We start from the raw sequence: 22,466 nt of genomic DNA, 5'->3' as shown, positions 1-22,466 counted from the left end.
CTGCTATTCATCACTTATAATTTATAATTCAAAAAAATGCTTCAAGATCATATTACGATAGAGAACCGTCATAAAGACTTCATTAAAAAAATTACTGAGACAGAAACAGTATATGCTCTAAGAGATGGCAATGGCTATGCAACCACCTATTCCAACGAGTCAGAATTTGAAGACGGCGAAGAGGTACAGATCATTTGTTTCTGGTCTGATGCTGCCAGAGCAAAATCATGCATACAAAACGAGTGGAATCATTTTGAAACTTCTTCTATTCCTCTCAACGAGTTTGTAGAAAACTGGTGTCTGGGAATGAATAGTGACGGGTTATTGGTAGGAACTAATTTCGACAGTCATCTTTTTGGCTACGAAGCCGAGCCTTTAGAATTAATCCTTGATATTATTGCAGAGCTCAGATCTTCAGGAAAGTCACTGGAATTGAGAAAATTTGAAAACATGGAAGATCTGGAAAAACAGATCAGAGCCGTACTGGAAGATTAATCGTTTATACCCTATGAAGCCTTTGGGAATAAAGATCATTAAAGTAAGTGCTTTATTTTTGGTCCTTCTTTTCAGTATTCTGATGCTGAAAACCATTTCCCAGTATACTTCTCTTGAAAAAAACATAGGATTTCTGGCTTTTAAGCAGCAGGTAGTGAACAATCCGTACTGGATGACTTTTTTCTATATCCATATCTTTTCCATAACGCTTTGTCTTCTGGCGGGTCTTACCCAGTTTTCAAATCGGTTTTTGACTGAAAACAAAAACCTTCATAAGATAATTGGGAAAATATATGTTTATAATATTCTAATCATCAATGTTCCGGCATGCTTTGTATTGGGACTTTTTTCCAATGGCGGCATTATCGGAATTACAGGATTTCTGATCCAGGATGTCCTTTGGGCTTATTTCACTGTTGCCGCCATACTTTGTATCAAAAATGGGAATGTGAACGCACACAGAATGTATATGATCTTAAGTTATGCAGTCACCACCACAGCCATTACCTTCAGAATTATTAAAAATCTGTTTTATCATGAAACCCGTCATGACTACCAACTTTTTTATGGTTTGAATGTATGGGCAGCTCTTATAATCAATCTTTTTATTGCTTATTTAATCTTCAGAAAAGAAACTTTATTACCTCGAAAAATCAACCGTAGAAAAGAAAATACAAAGACTGAGGAATGACACCAGAAAAAATGCCGCAAGAAATAGTAAACAGTCGAAAATCAATCCATATTTGTTATTCCGGGTCCATCTTTTGAAAAAACGCATTATCAGATAAGAGATTCCTCCCAAAACGGCAATAATAAAAAGAAGAAAAAAATAATAAATCATGGCTTCATGTTAATGTCTGTAAATCTATTATTTTAAATCTAAAAAAACAATCAATTAAAGGACAATAACCTTCTGAATAGACTTAATTTTGATCAGCGTTATTATCTAAAAATTAATGTATGAAAATTAAAAATCTCGACCATCTTGTTTTAACGGTGGCAAATATTGAAAAGACTATTGAATTTTATACTCATGTTATGGGATTTGAAGTCGTTACTTTTGGAGACAACAGAAAAGCACTCATTTTTGGAAATCAAAAGATTAATCTGCATCAGAAAGGGCATGAATTTGAACCTAAAGCAAAGACTCCAACCTGTGGTTCTGCTGATCTTTGTTTCATTGCAGAGACAGATGTTCATCAGGTAATGGAAGAACTCCGACAGAAGAATATAGAAATCATTGAAGGGATTGTAGACAGAACCGGAGCGGTAGGAAAAATCAAATCGGTTTACTTCCGTGATCCGGATTATAATCTTGTTGAAGTAAGTAATTATTATTAACAAAAACAACTCTGTATCAGTTTATTACTATCCATTTTTTAGAATTTAAGGTTCCTGAATTTCTAAAACATAAAATTGTCAGTATAAAATTCATATAAAATTTGCAAAAACCATTGAGAAAATCTATTTAATCCTTCATATTTCGAATTTAAAGCCTTAATTTTGCATAGAAATTCAAAAAATCCGGATTCTTTCAACAGGTTATGTACATGAACAAAATGATGATTGGGCTTGCTTTGGCCTTATCCATTACTATCTGGGGGCAAAAAACTCCTGCAAAGGCAAACAATCTGACCCCTTACAGCTATCAGACTTTTAACTGTGACAATAAAGGGTATTTTGACCCGGCCAAATATAAAAAAGAAGAAATAGACGGGATCAATAAACTTTTGTATCAGTTCAATGGCGTTGTATTTGATACGCAGCCTGTTTTTAAAATTGCCCAGCTGGAAGAAATCCGTAAAAACAGAGAAACTTATCTACAGGAGCTGGAAAAGCAGTATGAAGAAAAGAAAAAGGAATTGTACAGCCTTAAAGTAATTGATCTTCCCCAATGGAAAAAATTAATGGAAGAAACCATTGATTCCTTTGAAAATGAATACCAGCTCAATAAGGAGGAAATCCTTGCGTATTCTGATCCTTTCACATTGAAAAACAGTAAATATTACGATACCTGCAGAGAACAGATTGATGCTATATCCTCTCCCGACAGAGAAAAGATGTTTGCAGCATGGAGAACATACACTGAACTTAAAAGCAGAAATAATGCTGATCCAAAGGGGGTAATGGCAAGATTTGATGCCAAAATGAATGATCCTCAAAAAGAAGATTATGCATTAATCGATATGATTGGTCTGGGTTTTCACAACTGTGCCAACAGCAGTTTCAGACAAAAGCGTGATAATGAAGAGACCTCTTACAAGGAGTTTGATAAGATTTTCACCAAGCTGAAGAGAACTTGTGATCAGCCGTAGACTCATTAAAAAGATTGAAAGACTTAATCATAAAAAAATAGAATAGCAGCACTCAGATCGGGTGCTGTTTTTTTTGGTAAAGTTTGCAGGGAACGGTTAAGGAACGGTTAAAAGAGGGTTAATGGCTTGTTATTTCTTTGTGAAAGTGATCATTCGCTCTATTTTCGCCTTTAAAACTACTCCATGAAGTCAATTGTTATTCTCCTGACCTTGGTATTGTCCATAACAGTACCAGCTCAAAAAACACCTACTATCCTTCCCTTTGCTCTGGAAAACAATTCCGTGTATGTGTATGGTAAAGTGAATAAAACCGACAGTATTAAATTCCTTTTTGATACCGGTGCGGATGGCTCCGTCATTAACAGCAATTCAAAGAAAAAGATCCCGCTGAAAATTGATGGAAAGTCCGAGAACAAAGGTTCTAACGGACTGAATACTGTAGATTACAGCAGTCATAATACAGTACAGTTTGGAGATTTCGAGAAAAAAGAAATACAATTTACTCTTATTCCTTATGAATCTGCCTATTTTGATGGGGTTTTCGGAACGGATCTGATGAAAGGAAAACTCATTGAAATAGATTATCATAGAAATGAAATCCGGTTTTATGAAGAAGATGACCTGTCTGTGGATTTAACAGGTTATGAAAAGGTAAAACTCCATATGATCGACAACTACCCTGCCGTAGAAAGCAGTATTATTGTGAATGATAAAGTATATTCAGGATTCTTCGGGCTCGACAGCGGTGCCGATGATGTGCTTACGATTGCTTCTCCTTTTGCAAAAAAAAATGTTCTGGTAACAACCATGAAAACAATAGGTAAAGCCACAGCGCAAGGTTCTGACGGATCTGTATATGAAATGCCTGTTGTTCTTTGTCCGGCTGTTCAATTCGCTCAGAAATATCTTTATAACCTTCCGATTACCCTTTCCGGTTCTACAGAAGGAATTGATTCCACAGAAAAAATGGCGGGATTTTTTGGCAATCAGTTTTTAAAAAGGTTCAATACGGTGATTGATTTCAAAAATGGATTCATTTATTTTAAACTGAATAAAAATTTGTATTCAGCATTTAATTAGCTGTGGAAGTTAATTTTACGATCTTCACCTACCCCTATCTATCATAAATTTCCAAGTTCAAAAATATTCAAATAAATTAATAATGAATAAGTTATGGTTTATCAGATTAAAATCCGTAATTTTGCACCCCGAAAATAAGGATTAGAGATATGAAAAAAATTGGTGAACACAGAACCCTTCTTGGAGTTGATAAAAACGTTACGTTAAGAGAATTAAAGACGATTTACAGAAATGTGATGAAAGATACCCATCCTGATAAATTCATTAATGATGAAGCAGGAAAGCAGGAAGCTGAAGAAAAAAGCAAGTCTGTGATTGAAGCCTACCACTTTTTGGTAAGTATTAATCCGGAAACACAGGAAAAATATAAAGAAGAATATACTGAAACCATTACAAAATCTAATATTCAGGATTTCTATCTGGAGAAATCAATTTTAACGGTTCAGCACCTGAACGGAAATATGTATGAATATATGGGTGTTCCTAGAAACACATACATCAAAATGATCAACGCTGATTCGCCAAGCCGTTTTGCAAGAAGACATATCTACGGAAACTTCGTTTACAGAAAGTCCGGAGAGGCTATGGCAGATTAATTTTTTCTACCACAATATAGAAGAGCTTTCGGTTTTACCGGGAGCTTTTTTGTTGCCAAAACCGGATGTTATGTTTTGGCTAAAGCCAATATTGGCTGTTATAAATTTAAGCGGGCTAAAGCCCGCTCATATTGAATATTTTCTTAATTCGCAATAATCATCAATAGAAATGGGCTTTAGCCCATTTACAATAATAAAAACCATCCAACGGCTTTAGCCCAAACCTATATAATCCAATTTTAAATCATCAAATATCAACAAAAAAGCGCCTCAGAAAATCTGAAGCGCTTTCGGTTAATTAAAGGTTTAATTTATTTGTCTAAATGCTTAGGAGTAAATCCGTCTTCATTTAGTTCTCTGTGTACATAATCTGCTTTCATTTCAGCTTCGTAGTCTACTTTAGTATCTTTACCCATTCTTCTTAGAACAGAGTCAAATAGAGAGTATACTACCGGTACAATGATCAATGTAAGGAATAGTGATGATGTCAAACCACCAATTACTACCCATGCAAGACCTTTGTTCATCTCAGCTCCGGCCCCTGTTGCCAATGCGATCGGTAACATACCGAAGATCATCGCAATGGTGGTCATCAGGATCGGACGAAGACGGGCGTGGTTAGCTTGTACCAAGGCATCGTGAGTGTTTGCTCCGGCTGCTTTTCTTGCATTCGTAAAGTCAACGATAAGGATCGCATTCTTCGCTACCAGACCAATCAACATGATCATCCCTAACATCGTGAAGATGTTCAGTGAGTTGGCCGTTAAGGCAAGAATTACCATTACCCCGATCATCGCTAACGGGATTGAGAACAATACCACGAAAGGATATACGAAACTGTCATATAGGGAAACCATTACCAGGTAAACCAATACGATAGCTGCCAATAACGCAATTCCTAACGTACCAAAACCTTCCTGTTGGTTTTCCATATCTCCACTCCAGATGTAATCTACACCTACAGGTTTTTTGGTGCTGTTCATGAACTGATTCGCCCACTCATTAGCAACATCTCCTACTGGTCTACCTACTGCTTTAGCTCTTACTTTTACAGATGGAGATTTATCTCTACGTTCAAGCAAACTTGGTCCTGAACCCATTTCTACATTAGCAAACTGGCTTAAACGAACCTGCTGCCCCTGAGGGTTTGTAAACATAAGGTTTTTAACGTCATCAATAGACTGTCTGTTCACATCCCCGAAACGGATATTGATATCATATTCATATTCTCCGGCTCTGAATTTTCCGTCAGTATTTCCGTTGAATGCAGTCTGCATCGTCTGTCCTACACTTGAAAGGTTTAAACCTAAAGCAGACATTTTATCTCTGTCGATACTTACCTGAACTTCAGGGCTACCTGTATCTGTTGACAATTCTGCATCTACTGCCCCAGGAACTTTTTTCAATAGTTCAAGGATTCTTGTTGCTTCTTTTACTGCCGTAGCGTTATCCGGAGCGGTTACAACCATTTCAATTGGAGCGTTTTCAGCACCCATGATACCGATCGGAGCTGTTTTAAACTCAACTCCTGTGAATTTCTCTTCCAGCTGTCTTTTAATTTTTGCAGCTTTGATGTTGGTACTTTCAGTACGTTCAGACTTATCTGTTAAGTTCACCTGAACCTCAGACTGGTATGTGGTTGCCTGAGCTCCACCAAAACCTGTAGACTGCTGTCCAACAGTTGTAATAAGATCTACAACATCTTTATCATTTCTTAAGAATTTCTCAACCTCTAATGTTAACTGGTTTGTCTTCTCAACGGTTGCATCTTTTGACAATTCCATTTGTACCAGGAACTGGCCACGGTCAATTGGCGGGAAGAACTCACCTCCAATGAATCCAAATACTACCAGCATGAATGAACTGATTAAAACAATGAATGTAATCACTACGGTTGAAATTCTTCTTAAGGTCGTTTTCAGACACCATTCAAGTATTCCTGTGATCCAGTGTGTGAATTTGTCAATTAATCCTTCAAACCAAAGAATGAATTTCTCAAACCAGTTCTTACCTGTTAAATGCTCCAGCTTACCGAATCTTGATGATAACCAAGGAATGATGGTAAATGAAGCCAACAATGATAACAAAGTGGCAATAACTACCGTGACGCAGAACTGTGCCAGGATATTGGCTACAAGACCTGAACTCATTGCGATTGGTAAGAATACCACCACAATTACCAAAGTAATCGCAGCAACGGTAAATCCGATCTCTGAAGCTCCGTCATACGCTGCTCTGATCTTACTTTTACCCATCTCCATGTGACGGTAAATGTTTTCCAGAACTACAATCGCATCATCCACTAGGATCCCTACCACAAGGGATAGTCCCAGTAAACTCATTAAGTTCAAAGTATATCCCATCAGGTTCATTCCGATGAACGCTGCCACCAATGAAGCCGGGATAGAAACCATTACGATGAATGCGTTTCTGATACTGTGAAGGAATAATAACATTACAATTGCCACGAGGATAATCGCTAAGAATAAGTCGAAAATAACGTGGTTGGCTGATTCTAGGGTAAATTCTGTAGTATCGTTTACGATTTTTACTTTTACTCCCTGAACTTTATAAGCTTCTTCTACTGTTTTAATGGTCTTCTGAACACTTTCAGATACTGCTACCGCATTCGCATCAGATTGTTTTTTAACCTGCATCAAAATAGTAGGAAACTGATTGAATCTCGCTACTTTTTCAACATCCTTCTGAGAGTCAAACACCGTTGCGATATCAGATAAACGTACCTGTGCTCCATTCTTATTGGAAACAACAAGGTTGTTCATTTCTTCAGTAGATTTATATTTTCCTGAAAGTCTGATCGTAGATTTTGTAGTTCTCGTCTTCAAACTTCCTGTAGGGAAATCTAAGTTTGATGAAAGAATGGCCTGTTGTACGTCTCCGATTGAAAGTCCATACCCCTGTAACTTTTTCTCATCAAGATTTACCTGAATTTCTCTCTCCTGTCCACCTACAAGGTCCACCTGAGCCACACCGTTTACACGGGAGAAAATAGGTTCAATCTTTTTATCCAATAGATCATAAAGGTCCTTACTGTTCAGTTTATCCGATGAAATACTCATCGTGATAATCGGTAAATCATCTAAGGAGAATTTATTCAGAGACGGTGCTTTTACATCTTCCGGAAGGTCTGCCAGAATAGCATTTACCTTTCTCTGTGCATCATTCAAAGCGTAGTCTACATCGGCTCCATCATTCAGCTGAACCATGATTACGGATAAGCTTTCGTATGAAGAAGATTCTACCTTTTTAACGTTTTCCAAAGAACCTACGGCATCTTCAATCTTTCGGGTCACGGAGGTCTCCACCTCTGCAGGTGAAGCTCCCGGATAGACCGTAGAAATGGTTACCATGTTGGTTTCAAACTTCGGAATCAATTCGTATCCCATGAGCGTATAACTCAGGATACCTCCCAACGTCAGAATTGTAAATAATACAATTACCAGCGAGGGTCTTTTGATCGATATTTCTGCTAACTTCATAGATCTGCTACTTTATAATATTCACTTTAGATCCGTTGTCCAAATTGATCTGTCCACTGGTTACTACCTGTTCTCCTCCATTCAAGCCGCTTAAAATCTGAACTTTATCTCCGTAAACTTTTCCGATGGTTACTTTGATCAGTTTAGCAACTCCATTCTGAACAACGAATAATTGTCCTGAGCTTACTCCATTTACAAACGCTTCTGCAGGAACGGTCAGCATGTTCTGAGTTTCCGCACCATTGTTTGTACTGAATTTAGCAGTTGCATACATACCTGCTTTCAGGTTTCCTCTGTTCTGTACTTCAATTTCTACAGGGAAATTCAGAGAAGCATCACTTTTAGGAGCGATGAAAGTAATTCTCCCTACAAAAGAATCTTCAGGTAAAACATTTACTTTAATCGGAACCTCCTGGCCTAACTGGATTTTTCCGATCTGGCTTTCATCTACTAAAACAGAAAGTTTAAGGCTGTTGATATTTACGATTTCAAACATTGACGTTCCAGGGGAGACTACTGTTCCAGGTTCAACCATTTTCTTGTTGATGGTACCGCTGATTCCCGCACGGATGCTTGTATCATTTACTTTTACACCTTGTGCTCTTACTGCAGCCTGAGCATTTTTCAGCTGTAGTCTTGAATTATCAAGCTGCTGTTTGGTAACTCCGCCTGTTTTATATGCGTTTTCATAACGCTGGTTATCAATAATAGCATTCTGCAGATTGTTCTGAGCCTGGGTAACATCCACTTCGATAGCATCTTTTTTGATCGTTGCTAAAACCTGTCCTGCTCCTACCCTTGAACCCTCTTTCACCAAAACGCTTACGATACGTCCTGAGATTTCAGAAGACTGGTTCATTTCCTGTTTTGGAATAAAGGTACCGTTGGCTGAATAGTCTGTATCAATATTTTCTCTTGTAACGGTTACAATATTAACATTGATTTTATCTACCTGCTTGGCAACTTCTTTTACTTCCTGCGTCTGCTTTTCTTTGTTACCGGCAATCTTGTAAGCGGCTAACCCTACCAGTACAGCTGCTACGATGATATATATTAAAGTTTTTTTCATTTTAGTTTATTATAAGTTTTGTAGTGTGTTTAGTTCACCCTTAGCTTTTATCAGCTTGATCTCTGCCTGCTTGTAATCTAACAATGCATTGGAATAGTTCTGTTTTGCCTCTGTTAAAGCATTTTCAGAATCCAGTACTTCTGTAAGCGTTGCCAGGCCATACTGATAGTTCGACTGAGTATTTTTCTGAACTCTTTCTGCCAATCCTACATTATCTTTCATGCTTTCGATATTAATCAGTGCATTTTCCATATTGGTGACTGCATTTTTATAATCAAGATCTAAGCTCAGCTGAGTCTTCTGAATATCCTGATCTATATCCTGAATATCAATTTCTGCCTGGTTGATCTTCGCTTTTGTAGCTCCTCCCGTGAAAATAGGAATATTTACATTCAAGCCAATTGCTGAATAATCACTCCAAAGAACGCCGTTACTAAGACCATTGGTCAACGGAAATTTTGCTCCGTTTGCTCCCCATCCGTAGTTTGCCGTAAGATTTACTGATGGATAAAGATAAGCTTCAGTGGCTTTTTTATTGAAAACCAAAAGTTCCCTGTTTTTATTTAAAACCTTAATCTCTGTACGATTATTAAGATTTACGCTGCTCGCAATCAGCTCTGGCTTTGGCTCGATTTGTTTTTCTTCAAGCTCGATATCTGTAGAAATGGGGATTCCCATATAAAACTTCAGTGCATTCTTTGAAAGTTCCACAGAGTTGATTAAGGCCTGCTTATTGGAACCAATATTGGTAAGCTGAACATTGGTTCTGTCTAAATCAATCGATTTTGCCAAACCATTATCAACCAGACTCTTAATAACATTTCTTACTTTTTCAGTATTGGCATAGCTGGCAGTTACCGTTTTAAGATTTTCTTCCTGTACGAACACCTGATAATAAGCTGTTGCTACATTTTCAATAATCTGTTCATTGGTTAACTGAGCATTCAGCACATAAAATTCTCTTGTTGATTTTGCTGCTTTCAATCCTGTAAATACTCTTTGATCAAAAATCGCCTGCTGAAGCTGCACAGAAGCTGTTGAACCCCAGGGCTGCCCAAACTGAGCTCTGATTTTTTCTCCTCCAAATTCCAGTAAAGATTCCTGAATAATCGGATTATAGGTTAAACCTGCCGTTGCACTCACCTGTGGAAGGGCGCCGGCTCTGGCTTCATCAATCTTGTATTCGGCTTTTTTGATCTGTAAAGCAGCTTTTTTAGCTTCTGCTTTATTCTGGAGTGCCTGTTTTATTGCTTCCTGCAGGGAAACCTGCTGCTGGGCAGACATCAGTGTTGAGCCGAAAATCATAAATGCTGAAGCTATCCCAATTTTTAGCTTTGTAGCAGTTATACGTTTTCTATTCATAATTTTATACTTCGTTTATTTTTTATTTAATTTTCAGTCATTATTTATTTCTATTTGACGAATCATTTTCAGAAATACTTTAGTTTTTTTAGTTTTTGAACAACATATTGATAATAATCTCTTTTCTTTCAGAAATAATCTTATCATATTCTTCATCATTAATTAAAAGATTTTCCATAAATAATGGTCTTATTGCACTTGGGAACACCAATAGCGCAACCATATTCAGAATAAACTGAACCGGTGCCATTTTCTCAATATTTCCCAATTCCATTTCTTTTTCAATATCCTTGTACATATCGTTCAGGATATCTTCTTCAATTTCTCTCTGATGACAGGTTCCTTTATTGATCTGGGACACGATATACGTTTCCAGATACGGATACTGAAGACTGGTAGAAAGACTGCTTTCTATGAACTGACTGATCTTTTCTTTAAAAGGCAGATCAGAATTCTGAATGATCTTCGATTTTTCCTGTTCTACTCTTTGTGCTTCATCAAAGATGATCTGGATAAGCTTATCTCTTGAACGGAAATAGTAATTAATAAGGGTTCTGTTCACTCCGGCTGCATCTGCAATCTCCTGCGTAGTAGCATCAAATTTTCCTTTCACAAAGAATAAATTCTTCGCTGTCTCCTTGATCAATTCCTGTGTTTGGTCTTTTTTTGCTTGATTTGACATTTTTGTTAAACAAATTTGTGCAAATTTATAGTAAAAAATATTTTTGACAAAATTGTTAAACAAAAAAATTAAACAAAAATGTCATGACATCGATCATGTTTATGAATGAAAGTTTACGATTACTTATTATTCAATAAGAAACCTATTTTTATATCTTTGCCGCAAAAATTACTAACCGATGTAGAAAATTCTTTCGCTGTTCTCTTTTTTGAGCACGATACTTCTATTTTCACAAAATTTTTCCTGGGTAAAACAATTTAAAAGCTATACTGATTATGATGATTTTATTACCAAAATTGATAAAGATGATGAAGGTAATATCTATCTGTTAGGCAGAACACTTGGATTCAGCGGAATTGATGCTGATCCGGGGCCTAATGTACAACTCATAGTTCCAACCAATTACTCAAGTTCCGGTACCTATGGAACTACTTTTATTATCAAACTTGATAGTAATGGGAATTACTTATGGAGTCATAAAATCAGCAATATGCATAATGATTATGATTATGATCTTAAAGTAAAAAATGGAAAAGTATATGCATTAACAAGTAAGTCCTCACAACAAGGTATGTTTATCAATGGATATACTACTGTAACAATCTTAAATACCAACGGAACGCTTATTAATGAAACTGAAATTACCAACTCTACGCCTCAATCTTTCTCTGTAGATGATAACGGCAATATATACATAAGTACATTTGCTTTTTCCAATCTTATATTTTCACAAGCTTCAAATACTCCATTTAATGATACAAATTCTTCAGCGGCCACCTATATCATGAAACTTCAGCCCAACCTACAGGTTGAATGGTTAAAAAAAATAACAGGAGGTATAGAAGGCCAAATAGCTTTAAACTCCAATAATGATGTTTATTTTGCCATGAACACTCTATATGGTCCGGGAGGATATGTATTAAAGAGATACTCTTCTGTGGGGAACCTGATTTGGTCTGGCGAATTACAGGACCAGAGTTTTTCCAGGATTACCATTGATAAAAATGATAAACTGATTGTTTCAGGGCACTGGCAGGCCCAGTTTCTTCCGATTGACGTAGATCCCTCTGGCAATCAGTATCTGCTCTCATCAAATACTTATTTAAGTGTTTATTTATTATGGTTCGACACCAGTAATACTCTGCTGGATGTAAAAAAATATATAAATACAGGACAACATTTCCCACTTGTAATTTTTGGATTAGACTGTGATGATAATAACGAAATTCACGTAAGCGGAACCTTTGATAAAAGTTTTGATGCCAATCCAGACATTGCCACCAATATGATCACTAAGGGAAATGGATATATAGAAGGCTGTACGATTTCCTTTGATACAAACAGACAATACAAAAATTCTTTTAAAATCGGGTCGGATACCTATAATTTCCCCAATTCCGTCTCACGAATATACCAAACAGTAAACAAGAGTAATGATTATTATTATATTGGAACTTTTGACTGGCATTGTGATTTCGACCCATCTCCTAATCAGTATTTTCTCCATGCTATCAATGGCAACCAATTAAACATGGATGGCTATTTACTAAAAATGGAAAAATGCAACAATATTCCACAAAACTCTAGTCAAAACATCTGTATCGGATCTGATATTCAACTCAACGCCTCAGGAGGAACTGTATACAACTGGACGGGGCCTAATGGATTCTCATCCGACCAGCAAAATCCTTTAATTCCTAATTCTTCAACTGTTCATTCCGGGATATATACCTGTCATATTTCAGGAACAACAAACGGGTGCGACGGTAATTTTTCAATACATGTTGTTGTAGGGGATAATACACCACCTGTTCCTAATGTAGCACAACTTCCGGCAATAACGGGAGACTGCAATACTGTTATCACGTCTTTTCCTACAGCCACAGACAATTGCGCAGGGACAGTTACAGCAACCACTCCCGCTCCTCTTACGTATTCGGTTCCGGGAACCTACACAATCTTTTGGACCTATGATGATGGGAATGGAAATATTGTAACACAAAATCAAACAGTGGTCATCACTGCAACCCAATCGCCTGTTGCTGGCTTAAATCAAACCTTCTGTGCTACCAATAATCCAAAAATTTCTGATATTCAGATCGCTGGACAGAATATAAAATGGTATGATGCAGCGGGAAATATTTTAGCTGCAACAACTGCTCTTGTTAATGGACAAAATTATTATGCTTCTCAGACTATTAACGGATGTGAAAGTAATAAAACAGCAGTTCAGATAACAGTAAATACAACTCCTAAGCCGACAGCAAATGTTAATCAGGATTTCTGTGCTGCTGCAAACCCAACACTAGAAAAGATAGTTGTAACTGGAACATCTCTTAAATTCTATGATTCGGCAGGAAATGTAATTCCTTTGACAGCTCCCTTAGTAAACGGACAGACGTATTTTGTAACCCAAACAGTAAACAACTGTGAATCTGAAAAACTAGCTATTGCTGTAACCCTATCCACAGATAATGTACCGGCAAAAGATATTACACAGGTACAATGTAATACGACTACTGCCAATTCTATGGTTGTTAATCTTCACTCTTATGAAGCTAGTATTATTACTAATCCGGGGAATTATATTTTCACGTATACTGATACTGCAGGAAACCCTATTTCAAATCCTTCAGCTTATGTTTTAAATGTCGGGACAACTCTTATCCATGTAAGGGTTTCAACTCCGGACGGATGTTTTAAAGTGGTGAGATTAAATCTTACTCTTAATCCAAAACCTATTGTTCTGCTTCCTGATACCCTTGATTTCTGTGAAGGAAAATCAGTTGTTTTAGATCCGGGTCCGGGATTTAAGTCTTATGAATGGAATACGGGAGCAACAACTCAAACCATTACAGCATCTACTCCGGGAACATACACTGTGAAAGTAACCAACGTTTTCGGATGTGAAAGTACAAGCTCTACCCAGGTGAGTTATTCTGTTTTGGCTCATATTGTTTCTGTGAATATTACAAACAATACAGCAACTGTAATTCTTTCTCAGAACGGAAATTATGAGTTTTCTTTAGATAATCTCACATGGCAGGATTCTAATATATTTACTAATTTAAATATGGGAGAATATACAGTGTATGTGAGAACAAAATCCGGATGTATTATCGGGCAGAAGAACTTCTCGATTTTCAATATACCCAATGCAATCAGTCCCAACGGTGATGGTATCAATGATACATGGAGAATTGCAGGCCTGGAAAATTATCCGGGAACAGAGGTAAGTTTATATGACAGAAGAGGTGCTGTAATCTACAAAGAGATTATCAGAAATAAACCTTTCCAGTGGGACGGAAGATATGAATCCCATCCTATTTCTACAGGAAATTATTGGTATACGATCAAAGTTTCTGATGGGAGAATCTACAACGGATGGCTTCTGATTAAAAACAGATAAACAAAAACGAGCAGAAATTTCTGCTCGTTTTTGTTTTTATAATAATTTGATCTTATCGTCTGAGATATCGATGATTTTATCTTTATAAAGTCCTCCGATTGCTTTCTTGAAATTTTTCTTACTCATCTGAAGTTCATCCTTAATCTCTTCAGGTGAAGATTTATCGGATACATACAGAAGTCCGTAGTTTTCTTCCAGTTTGTTCAGAATCTTTTGTTTAAACTCGTCAATATTTTCAAATCCTTCCGGCTGTAAAGAAACATCTATTTTACCGTCTTCACGGATCGCTTTGATAAATCCTGTTTCTTCTGACAACGGATATAGTTTTTTGAAAACATCGGAAGCATAGATCAAACCAATGTATTGTTTGTTGATGATCACATTCCAGCCCAGTTCACTTTCATTCATCATGATCAGGTCTACCTTGTCTCCTTTTTTGAATGGAAGCTCATCATACTGAGGATTTCTCTTGAATTTCGTAGTACCGGTAATCAGTTCCATATCTTCGTCTACGTAAATATAGACCAGGTATCTTTTCCCTTCAATGATTTTCGTTTTCTGCTGTTTGTAAGGGATAAATAAATCTTTAATGATTCCCCAATCCATAAAAGCTCCGCTTGGAAGACTTTGTACACAGCTCATTACCGCAAATTCACCTACTTCTGCCAATGGGATCTCAGTAGTTGCTTTTAATTTATCGTCATCCTGATACACAAAAACTTCAACCTCCTCACCTGTTTCTTTTTCATCCTGAATAAAGATTTTAGGTAGAAAAGCCTTTTCACCGGATTCATCCACAAGGATCCATCCTGAATTAATTTTTTCTGAAATTGTTAAAGTTTGAGTTTTTCCGAGTTGCATTGATGATAAAATTAGCTGACAAAGGTACGGAAATTTGAAGATGCGATCCTAGTCTATATAATTATAATTCTTTTAAGGGCTTTATAAAAAGTTATGAGACTATGAAAAACGTTATGTTTTAGAAAATATGTTTTGGCTGAAGCCAGTGGATTGATTGTATAAAATAAACGGGCTAAAGCCCGTTTCTATTGAATATTATAAGTTCGAAATATAGTCCATCAGTTCACGCTTGCTGCTTTCAAAATCAAAAGCATCATAAACCAAGAAATAACGGTCTTTATCTGCACAATTACGGTACATCGATTTGGCAAGGGCCAATTTCTTATTATCAAAACCGAGTGCTTTCACCAGATCTCTTATTTGCACGGAGGTGAACATAGAGGTACGCATCTGCTGATTGATCATCTTAATTTTCCCTTCATCAAAACTCTCATTGTTCATCATCATATCAAAAAACTGACCGAAAGAATGTTTATCCATCACATTTCCCTGAAGAGACCAGTCTCCGGAATGATTTCCGTAAGGATTGTTCCAGATATCGTTCCAGTCATTAAATCCATATTGATTTTGCACAGGATAAGAATCCAGGAGATAGAGACCTTCGTTGGTAAAGAAATCCAGAACCATTCTGTTGTTATTTCGAAGCATCAATGTTGTTCTGTAGATCAGAAAACCATTCTCATAGATTGAAATGGGCATTCTCACTGATGACAGATCAAAGAATCTGTACTTTCCGGAACCGTTTGCCATCATCTGATCGCCAACTTCCACAGTGAAAAATCCCTGCTCGGGAATTCTCAGAAAAACTTCTGCATAACCGTAGTTTTTATTCCACTGATAATTAGGATTTTTTATTCTATTTTCATTTCCTCTTCTCTGAGGAATTGGAGTATTTTCAGATCCCGGCTGATCAAACGTTTTATTTCTTTCATCAGGACTTTTAGAGGTTCTCATTTCTGTAGTAGAAGCCTCATTTTTTAATAATTCTCCTGCCTTTCCTGCTTCCTGTGCCCATGAACTGATTCCCGCCAAAAGCATCCCACTGATAAAAATCTTTTTCATACATGAAATTTTGCAAAACCATGTCCATTTTCATGCCAAAAGCACCACCAAAAAGGCTGCTTCCATAAGGAAACAGCCTTTAATTTATACTATTTTAAATGATTAAATCTTTTAATCAAATATTACATATGAATAGGTCTTTTTGCCGTAGCATCCAATGCAGCTTCTTTGATCGCTTCTGCATAGGTTGGGTGAGCGTGAGAACTTCTTGCAATGTCTTCAGCACTTGCACGGAATTCCATAGCAATTACCCCTTCAGCAATAAGGTCAGCAGCTCTTGCTCCTACGATGTGCATTCCTAAAACCTCATCAGTTTTTTCATCTGCAATAATCTTCACAAGACCATCGATATCACCACTTGCACGGCTTCTACCTAAAGCTCTCATTGGGAAAGACCCTACTTTGTAAGCTACACCTTCTTCTTTTAACTGCTCTTCAGTTTTACCCACTCCTGCAACTTCCGGCCATGTATAAACAACACCAGGAATCAGGTTATAGTTGATGTGAGGCTTTTGTCCTGCCAATGTTTCAGCAACGAAAACTCCTTCTTCTTCAGCTTTGTGAGCCAACATCGCACCTTTGATAACGTCACCGATTGCATAGATATTAGCAACATTGGTTTGTAAGTGATCGTTTACTTTTACTCTTCCTCTTTCATCAAGCTCTACACCTGCTTTTTCAAGTCCAAGACCGTCTGTGTAAGGTTTTCTACCTACAGAAACTAAACAGTAATCTCCTTCTACTACTACTTCTGCTCCTTTTTTATCTTTAGCAGTGATCTTTACAGTATCTCCGTTTCTTTCAACCGCAGAAACCGCAGTAGAAAGCATAAACTTCATTCCTTGTTTTTTAAGAACTTTAGTCAATTCTTTGCTTAAAGCTCCATCCATTCCAGGGATGATTTTATCCATAAATTCAACAACAGTCACCTGAGCTCCTAATCTTAGGTACACAGACCCTAGCTCAAGACCGATCACTCCACCTCCGATTACTACTAAATGCTTTGGAATTTCTTTAAGGTTTAAAGCTTCCGTAGAAGTAATCACTCTTTCTTTATCTAAAGAGATGAAAGGCAGTGTAGATGGTTTAGAACCTGTTGCAATGATGGTATATTTAGACTCGATTGTTTCAGAAGAACCGTCGTTTTTTGTTACTTTAATCTGAGTAGCAGATTCGAAGCTTCCTACTCCTTCAAAAACAGTAATCTGATTTTTATTCATCAGATAGCTGATTCCGTCTGTATTCTGCTTGATCACTTCGTTTTTACGCTCGATCATTCTTGCAATATCCGCTTGCGGCTCATTGATGATGATTCCGTGACCTGCAAAATTGTGTTTTGCATTTTCGAAATGCTCAGAGCTGTCAAGAAGCGCTTTTGACGGAATACATCCAACGTTAAGACAAGTTCCGCCTAAAGTTGAATATTTTTCAATAATTGCTGTTTTGAAACCTAATTGTGCTGCACGGATAGCAGCAACATAACCACCGGGACCAGAACCTATTACGGTAACATCGAATTGACTCATGTTATTCTATGAATTTGTTTATTATTATCTATCTTAATTCTCACAAATTTACATATAAATTACCAAGCACCAAAGTGAGTTTTATCAATTTTAAAAATGATAATTATATGCTTTAGTTTGATGAAAAGTATTATTTTATGAACTTTATATTTTCCTCATTCCCTTTCTTCAGGTAGATTGCGGTAAAGACAAGGGGTTTTTCAGATGATGCATTGTCAAAATGAAGGATTTTCACATTTTTAGGTTCGTAAAAAGCATCGCCTTCATGAAGTACTACTTTCTCTTGTCCTTCGATCTGAAAAACAGCTTCACCGGAATTGATGATTCCCAAAACGGGACAGGGATGCAGATGTTCAGGTGCTCCTTGTCCGGCCGCCATTGTTATTTCCTGAATCTCTGTAGATTTCACTTTCTGATCAAGAGCTGTTTTTAACAATTCTTTTCTGGAGATGGACTTCTGCTGAGCCGTCATTACAACAGCATTCAGCATCAAAATAACAATGATAAATGGTTTCATAGGTTTGATATTATAAATCAGTCAAATACTACACATTCAATTTTCCCTGTCCGAATTCGCCTGTACTTTCAAAAAACGAACCGCCATACACATACCATTCAAGGCTTTCCAGAAATTCTACTGCATTTTCAGGAGTAATGTGAGGACGATCTTTTTTTGAAACAATTCCTTTGTACCATCTTCCTGACTTGGAATAATGCTCATATTCCACAAAATAATGAATCCATATTCTCTGGCACAACTTGCACTGTTGAATCGTTACTTCTCCATATCTTCCGTTGGTATGATCAATTCCTAATGCTGAGCTTCTATATTCGGTATAACTGGAGTTCGGTTTCTCACAGGCGCATCCTAATTTCTGGATTTTATTCATGGATGAAAAATTGGTTTTCAGATAAAATTTATAGCTCCAAAAGTAAGAAATTAACACCCTACAAAACAAATGGGGCTATCAAGGTTTGATCAAATCCAGTAAAACCTTTTCATATTTATCCATAATAATATTCTTAGAGAACCTTGATTTAATAGAGTTTTTTATGGCGTCTCTGTTATAGTTATTCTGAAGAACGTTCACAATCTGTTGGGCAAAGCCATCATAGTTTTCAATATTGGCAACTTCACCGTTTACATTATGCTGGATGATCTCATTGATTCCTCCGGGACAGTTGTTGGCTAAAGAATAAGTTCCACACGCTCCTGCTTCCAGAAGAACGTTGGGGAATCCTTCATATCTTGAAGAAAGCACAAATAAATCTGCATATTTCAAATATTGGTAGGGATTTTCCTGTCTCCCATGGAAAATCACTTTTTTTAATCCTAAAAGCTCTTTTGTCTGAAGCAGAAGATCTTTGTCTTTTCCATCTCCTAAAATATGAAGCATAATGTTTTCATTCTTCAGCCTTGAAAAAACTTTCAGCAGGTTATCAAATCCTTTTCTGGAAGACAGATTTCCAATGGCCACTACATTTTTATAATTGTATTTGAAACATTCCGGTTTTAAAGACATAGACATTTTATCTTCAATAAAGTCAAAGTCTACAGGATTATTGATCTTGACAATTTTTTTCTTTTTAATATTAAAATTATCCACAAGATCCTTCATCATATCATCACTTTGAGCGATGATTTTCTGATAGTTATTGTAAAAATTATAGAAAAATTTAATCTCTTTACGCGTTACATGCTGTGTGACAACATTGGTTTCCCTTGCAATGAATTTTGTTCGCGGAAAAAGTTTTATGAACAGGGACAAATAAGCATTGACTTCACCAAAACCGGAGAATACAATATCTGGCTTTCTTCTATAGATTTCTCCTAAAATGGGTTTTAAAGAATGTCTTATTCTTTCGGTATTGATATCGATAATTTCGACATCTTTTTTCAGAAAATTCAAATATCCGCCTTGTTTACGTAACAGCAAAATCTTAGGCTCAAACCGATCTCTGGAAAGATGATTCGCTATTGTGGTAACAATCCTTTCTGCGCCCCCGGTTTCTAAGTCCGGCAGAATAAATATGACAGATATTTTTTTCATCCTATCAAAGTTACTAAAAAGTTTAGTTATCTTTCAAATATTGTAAGGGTGAAGATAGCCGTTTTCATGGTAATTAACAGAAATTAACTAAGCTTTAAATTCAATTTGACTATTATTTACTATAGAGCTAATACATCATAAAAAAAGTAAGTTCTTCTATTGAAAAACTTACTTATATAATTTATATTCTAAAATATATTATCCTTTTAGTTGGCAACGTCACTGATAAATTTAATTCTCAGCATTCTTACTTCTTCATCAGATAATTCATCCCCGAATTCATCCAGCAATACTTTCATACTGTCGCTTTCAGATTCGTTCATGAATTCCATGAATCCGTCTACAATGTCTTCATCAAAATTATCTTCAATATAATAGTCGATATTCAGCTTTGTTCCCTGATAAACGATCCTTTCCATTTCTTTCAGAAGTTCATCCATAGAAAGGTTCTTAGCTCTTGCTATATCTTCAAGGTCAATCTTTTTATCAGTGCTCTGGATAATGAAAACTTTATGGCTGGATTTATTGGCCACCTGCTTCAATACCATATCCTGAGTACGTTCGATATTGTTATCTTCTACGTATGTTTTGATGTAATCTGCGAATTCTTTACCGTATTTTTTGGCTTTTCCTTCCCCTACACCATAGATTTTGGTGATCTCATCTACACTTATTGGGTACTGAACCGTCATATCCTCCAAACTTGGATCCATAAATACGGTGTATGGTGGAATTCCATGTTTTTTGGCTACTTTCTTTCTTAATTCTTTCAACAGGTTGAAAAGGTTCTGATCCAGTCCTCCTCCAGCCTGCTGCTGTACCTGATCACTCTCTGCTTTTGCCTGGGTAAGATCAAATTCTCTGTCCTCAGCAATTAAAAAGTGGTCTTTAGATTGGCCATTCAGGACACTTTTTCCTTTTTCTGTAATTTTTAAAACCCCATAGGTTTCAATATCTTTCTGTAAAAAATTCTGAACAGTAGCCTGTCTTAAAATTGTTTTCCAGTAATTATCTTTTTCGTCTTTTCCAAAACCAAAATGAGAACTTTGTTCCAGCTTATAAGATTTTGTTACCGCATTTTCTTTCCCTACAATAACTGAGATCAGATCTTTAGACTTGAACTTTTCTCCTGTATCACTGATCAGCTCCAGCGCCTTTTTTAAATCTGCTGTAGCATCCTTTAATTTTGGCGGGTTGGATGAATTGTCACACATCTTGGCTCCGTCTCCGTTTACCGGATCGAAACTTTCTCCAAAATAGTACAGAATGTATTGTCTTCTGCTCATGGAAGTTTCGGCATAGCCTACCACTTCATTCAGAAGCTGTAATCCGATTTCTCTTTCTGAAACGGGTTTCTGAGCCAGGAATTTCTCGAGTTTTTCAATGTCTTTCGGATCATAGAATGCGAGACAATGACCTTCGCCTCCATCTCTTCCTGCTCTACCGGTTTCCTGGTAATAGCTCTCCAGTGATTTTGGGAAGTCGTAATGAATTACAAAACGTACGTCCGGTTTATCAATTCCCATCCCGAAGGCAATGGTAGCCACAATTACATCTACTTCTTCCATCAGGAATTTATCCTGATTTGCCACTCTCACTTTCTGATCCAGTCCAGCATGATAAGGAAGGGCGTTGATCCCGTTTACCTGCAGAAGCTGGGCAAATTCTTCCACTTTTCTACGGCTCAGACAATAAACAATTCCTGATTTTCCTTTATGCTGATTGATAAATTTTACGATTTCCTTATCTACATTAATTTTAGGACATACTTCATAATATAGATTAGGACGGTTGAAGCTTTCTTTAAAGACCAATGCATTGGTCATTCCTAAAGTTTTCTGGATATCATCCTGAACCTTAGGAGTTGCCGTAGCCGTTAAAGCAATCACCGGTACATTGGCGATTTTGTCAATAATCTGTTTCAGATTCCTGTATTCCGGTCTGAAATCATGTCCCCACTCTGAAATACAGTGAGCCTCGTCGATAGCAAAGAAGGAAATTTTCACTTCTTTCAAAAAATCCAGGTAATCATCTTTAATTAATGATTCAGGAGCTACATACAGAAGTTTGGTTTTGCCGCTTTTGATATCGTCAAAAACCTGTTTGGTCTGCGTTTTGTTTAATGATGAATTCAGCACGTGGGCTACTCCATCATCGGATGAAAGGCCGTTCACGGCATCTACCTGATTTTTCATCAACGCTATTAAGGGCGAAACTACGATTGCTGTCCCTTCCGAAATAAGAGCCGGAAGCTGGTAACATAATGATTTTCCGCCACCTGTAGGCATTAAAACAAATATATCCTTCCCATTCAATAGGTTGTCTATAATTTGTTCCTGCTGGCCCTTAAATGTAGAAAACCCAAAATACTTTTTCAATTCGCCTGATAAATTGGCTTTTTTTGCGCTCATCTAATTTTCTATTGCTAAATTTGCATCACACCCAAAGTTATAAAAAT

At 36.8% G+C, this 22,466-nt stretch carries 18 protein-coding genes; 7 read left to right on the top strand and 11 right to left on the bottom strand.

The genetic code is table 11. From position 1 onward, the window contains the following. The first annotated feature begins 36 nt into the window (after positions 1-36). The 6 genes from DDF69_RS13720 to DDF69_RS13695 all read left to right on the top strand — a co-directional run bounded on the left by DDF69_RS13720 (position 37) and on the right by DDF69_RS13695 (position 4,486). Positions 37-495, top strand: coding sequence for a DUF2750 domain-containing protein (locus tag DDF69_RS13720; RefSeq protein WP_114821288.1), 459 nt, complete (start codon positions 37-39; stop codon positions 493-495). Then, positions 443-1,186, top strand: coding sequence for a DUF2306 domain-containing protein (locus DDF69_RS13715; protein ID WP_162800932.1), 744 nt, complete (start codon positions 443-445; stop codon positions 1,184-1,186). Before DDF69_RS13720 ends, DDF69_RS13715 begins: the two co-directional genes overlap by 53 nt. Before the next feature lie 269 nt (positions 1,187-1,455). After that, the gene (locus DDF69_RS13710) at positions 1,456-1,836 is read left to right on the top strand and encodes a VOC family protein (protein ID WP_114821286.1); all 381 of its coding nucleotides are present in this window, start codon (positions 1,456-1,458) and stop codon (positions 1,834-1,836) included. A gap of 203 nt (positions 1,837-2,039) precedes the next feature. Beyond that, entirely contained in the window at positions 2,040-2,810 is a 771-nt protein-coding gene (locus DDF69_RS13705; RefSeq protein WP_228411996.1) for a hypothetical protein, read from the top strand. Between the two features lie 183 nt (positions 2,811-2,993). Beyond that, positions 2,994-3,890 carry a retropepsin-like aspartic protease gene (locus DDF69_RS13700; RefSeq protein ID WP_114821284.1) on the top strand — a complete coding sequence of 299 codons (897 nt, stop codon included), beginning with the start codon at positions 2,994-2,996 and terminating at the stop codon, positions 3,888-3,890. A 149-nt stretch (positions 3,891-4,039) separates the two neighbouring features. Next, on the top strand, positions 4,040-4,486 hold the full coding sequence (locus DDF69_RS13695; RefSeq protein WP_047429652.1) for a KTSC domain-containing protein: 447 nt from the start codon (positions 4,040-4,042) through the stop codon (positions 4,484-4,486). A 311-nt stretch (positions 4,487-4,797) separates the two neighbouring features. Here the strand turns inward: DDF69_RS13695 and DDF69_RS13690 are convergent, their stop codons facing one another. The 4 genes from DDF69_RS13690 to DDF69_RS13675 form a co-directional block, all read right to left on the bottom strand. After that, positions 4,798-7,986, bottom strand: coding sequence for an efflux RND transporter permease subunit (locus DDF69_RS13690; RefSeq protein ID WP_114821283.1), 3,189 nt, complete (start codon positions 7,984-7,986; stop codon positions 4,798-4,800). A 7-nt stretch (positions 7,987-7,993) separates the two neighbouring features. Then, on the bottom strand, positions 7,994-9,055 hold the full coding sequence (locus DDF69_RS13685) for an efflux RND transporter periplasmic adaptor subunit (RefSeq protein ID WP_062675100.1): 1,062 nt from the start codon (positions 9,053-9,055) through the stop codon (positions 7,994-7,996). A 9-nt stretch (positions 9,056-9,064) separates the two neighbouring features. Beyond that, positions 9,065-10,417, bottom strand: a complete 1,353-nt coding sequence (locus DDF69_RS13680) for a TolC family protein (protein ID WP_114821282.1) — start codon at positions 10,415-10,417, stop codon at positions 9,065-9,067. 88 nt (positions 10,418-10,505) lie between these two features. After that, on the bottom strand, positions 10,506-11,099 hold the full coding sequence (locus DDF69_RS13675; RefSeq protein WP_114821281.1) for a TetR/AcrR family transcriptional regulator: 594 nt from the start codon (positions 11,097-11,099) through the stop codon (positions 10,506-10,508). A gap of 208 nt (positions 11,100-11,307) precedes the next feature. On the opposite strand from DDF69_RS13675, the gene DDF69_RS13670 reads away from it, so the two are divergent. Continuing rightward, complete coding sequence (locus DDF69_RS13670; protein ID WP_114821280.1) at positions 11,308-14,508, top strand: T9SS type B sorting domain-containing protein; 3,201 nt, start codon at positions 11,308-11,310, stop codon at positions 14,506-14,508. A 36-nt stretch (positions 14,509-14,544) separates the two neighbouring features. Here DDF69_RS13670 and DDF69_RS13665 read toward each other — a convergent pair whose 3' ends face one another. The 7 genes from DDF69_RS13665 to recQ all read right to left on the bottom strand — a co-directional run bounded on the left by DDF69_RS13665 (position 14,545) and on the right by recQ (position 22,419). Beyond that, positions 14,545-15,369, bottom strand: a complete 825-nt coding sequence (locus DDF69_RS13665; RefSeq protein WP_114821279.1) for a S1 RNA-binding domain-containing protein — start codon at positions 15,367-15,369, stop codon at positions 14,545-14,547. Positions 15,370-15,564: 195 nt separating this feature from the next. Next, the gene (locus DDF69_RS13660) at positions 15,565-16,431 is read right to left on the bottom strand and encodes a DUF4476 domain-containing protein (protein WP_114821278.1); all 867 of its coding nucleotides are present in this window, start codon (positions 16,429-16,431) and stop codon (positions 15,565-15,567) included. Between the two features lie 122 nt (positions 16,432-16,553). Continuing rightward, entirely contained in the window at positions 16,554-17,957 is a 1,404-nt protein-coding gene (lpdA, locus tag DDF69_RS13655) for a dihydrolipoyl dehydrogenase (RefSeq protein WP_114821277.1), read from the bottom strand. Positions 17,958-18,087: 130 nt separating this feature from the next. Next, positions 18,088-18,474: a cupin domain-containing protein gene (locus tag DDF69_RS13650; RefSeq protein WP_114821276.1), complete on the bottom strand. Its 387-nt coding sequence runs from the start codon at positions 18,472-18,474 to the stop codon at positions 18,088-18,090. 28 nt (positions 18,475-18,502) lie between these two features. Continuing rightward, a complete protein-coding gene (locus tag DDF69_RS13645; RefSeq protein ID WP_162800931.1) occupies positions 18,503-18,847 on the bottom strand; it encodes a hypothetical protein in 345 nt (114 codons plus the stop codon). A gap of 78 nt (positions 18,848-18,925) precedes the next feature. Beyond that, positions 18,926-20,008 (bottom strand): glycosyltransferase, encoded by a 1,083-nt coding sequence (locus DDF69_RS13640; RefSeq protein ID WP_114821274.1) that lies wholly within the window; start codon positions 20,006-20,008, stop codon positions 18,926-18,928. 206 nt (positions 20,009-20,214) lie between these two features. Further along, positions 20,215-22,419, bottom strand: a complete 2,205-nt coding sequence (recQ, locus tag DDF69_RS13635; protein WP_114821273.1) for a DNA helicase RecQ — start codon at positions 22,417-22,419, stop codon at positions 20,215-20,217. Positions 22,420-22,466 lie beyond the last annotated feature (47 nt).

It is taken from the genome of Chryseobacterium sp. KLBC 52 (assembly GCF_003347605.1).
Classification (GTDB): Bacteria; Bacteroidota; Bacteroidia; order Flavobacteriales; family Weeksellaceae; genus Chryseobacterium.
Note: the sequence above shows the minus strand (reverse complement) of the source record. Positions and strands in the feature narration are given on the sequence as shown.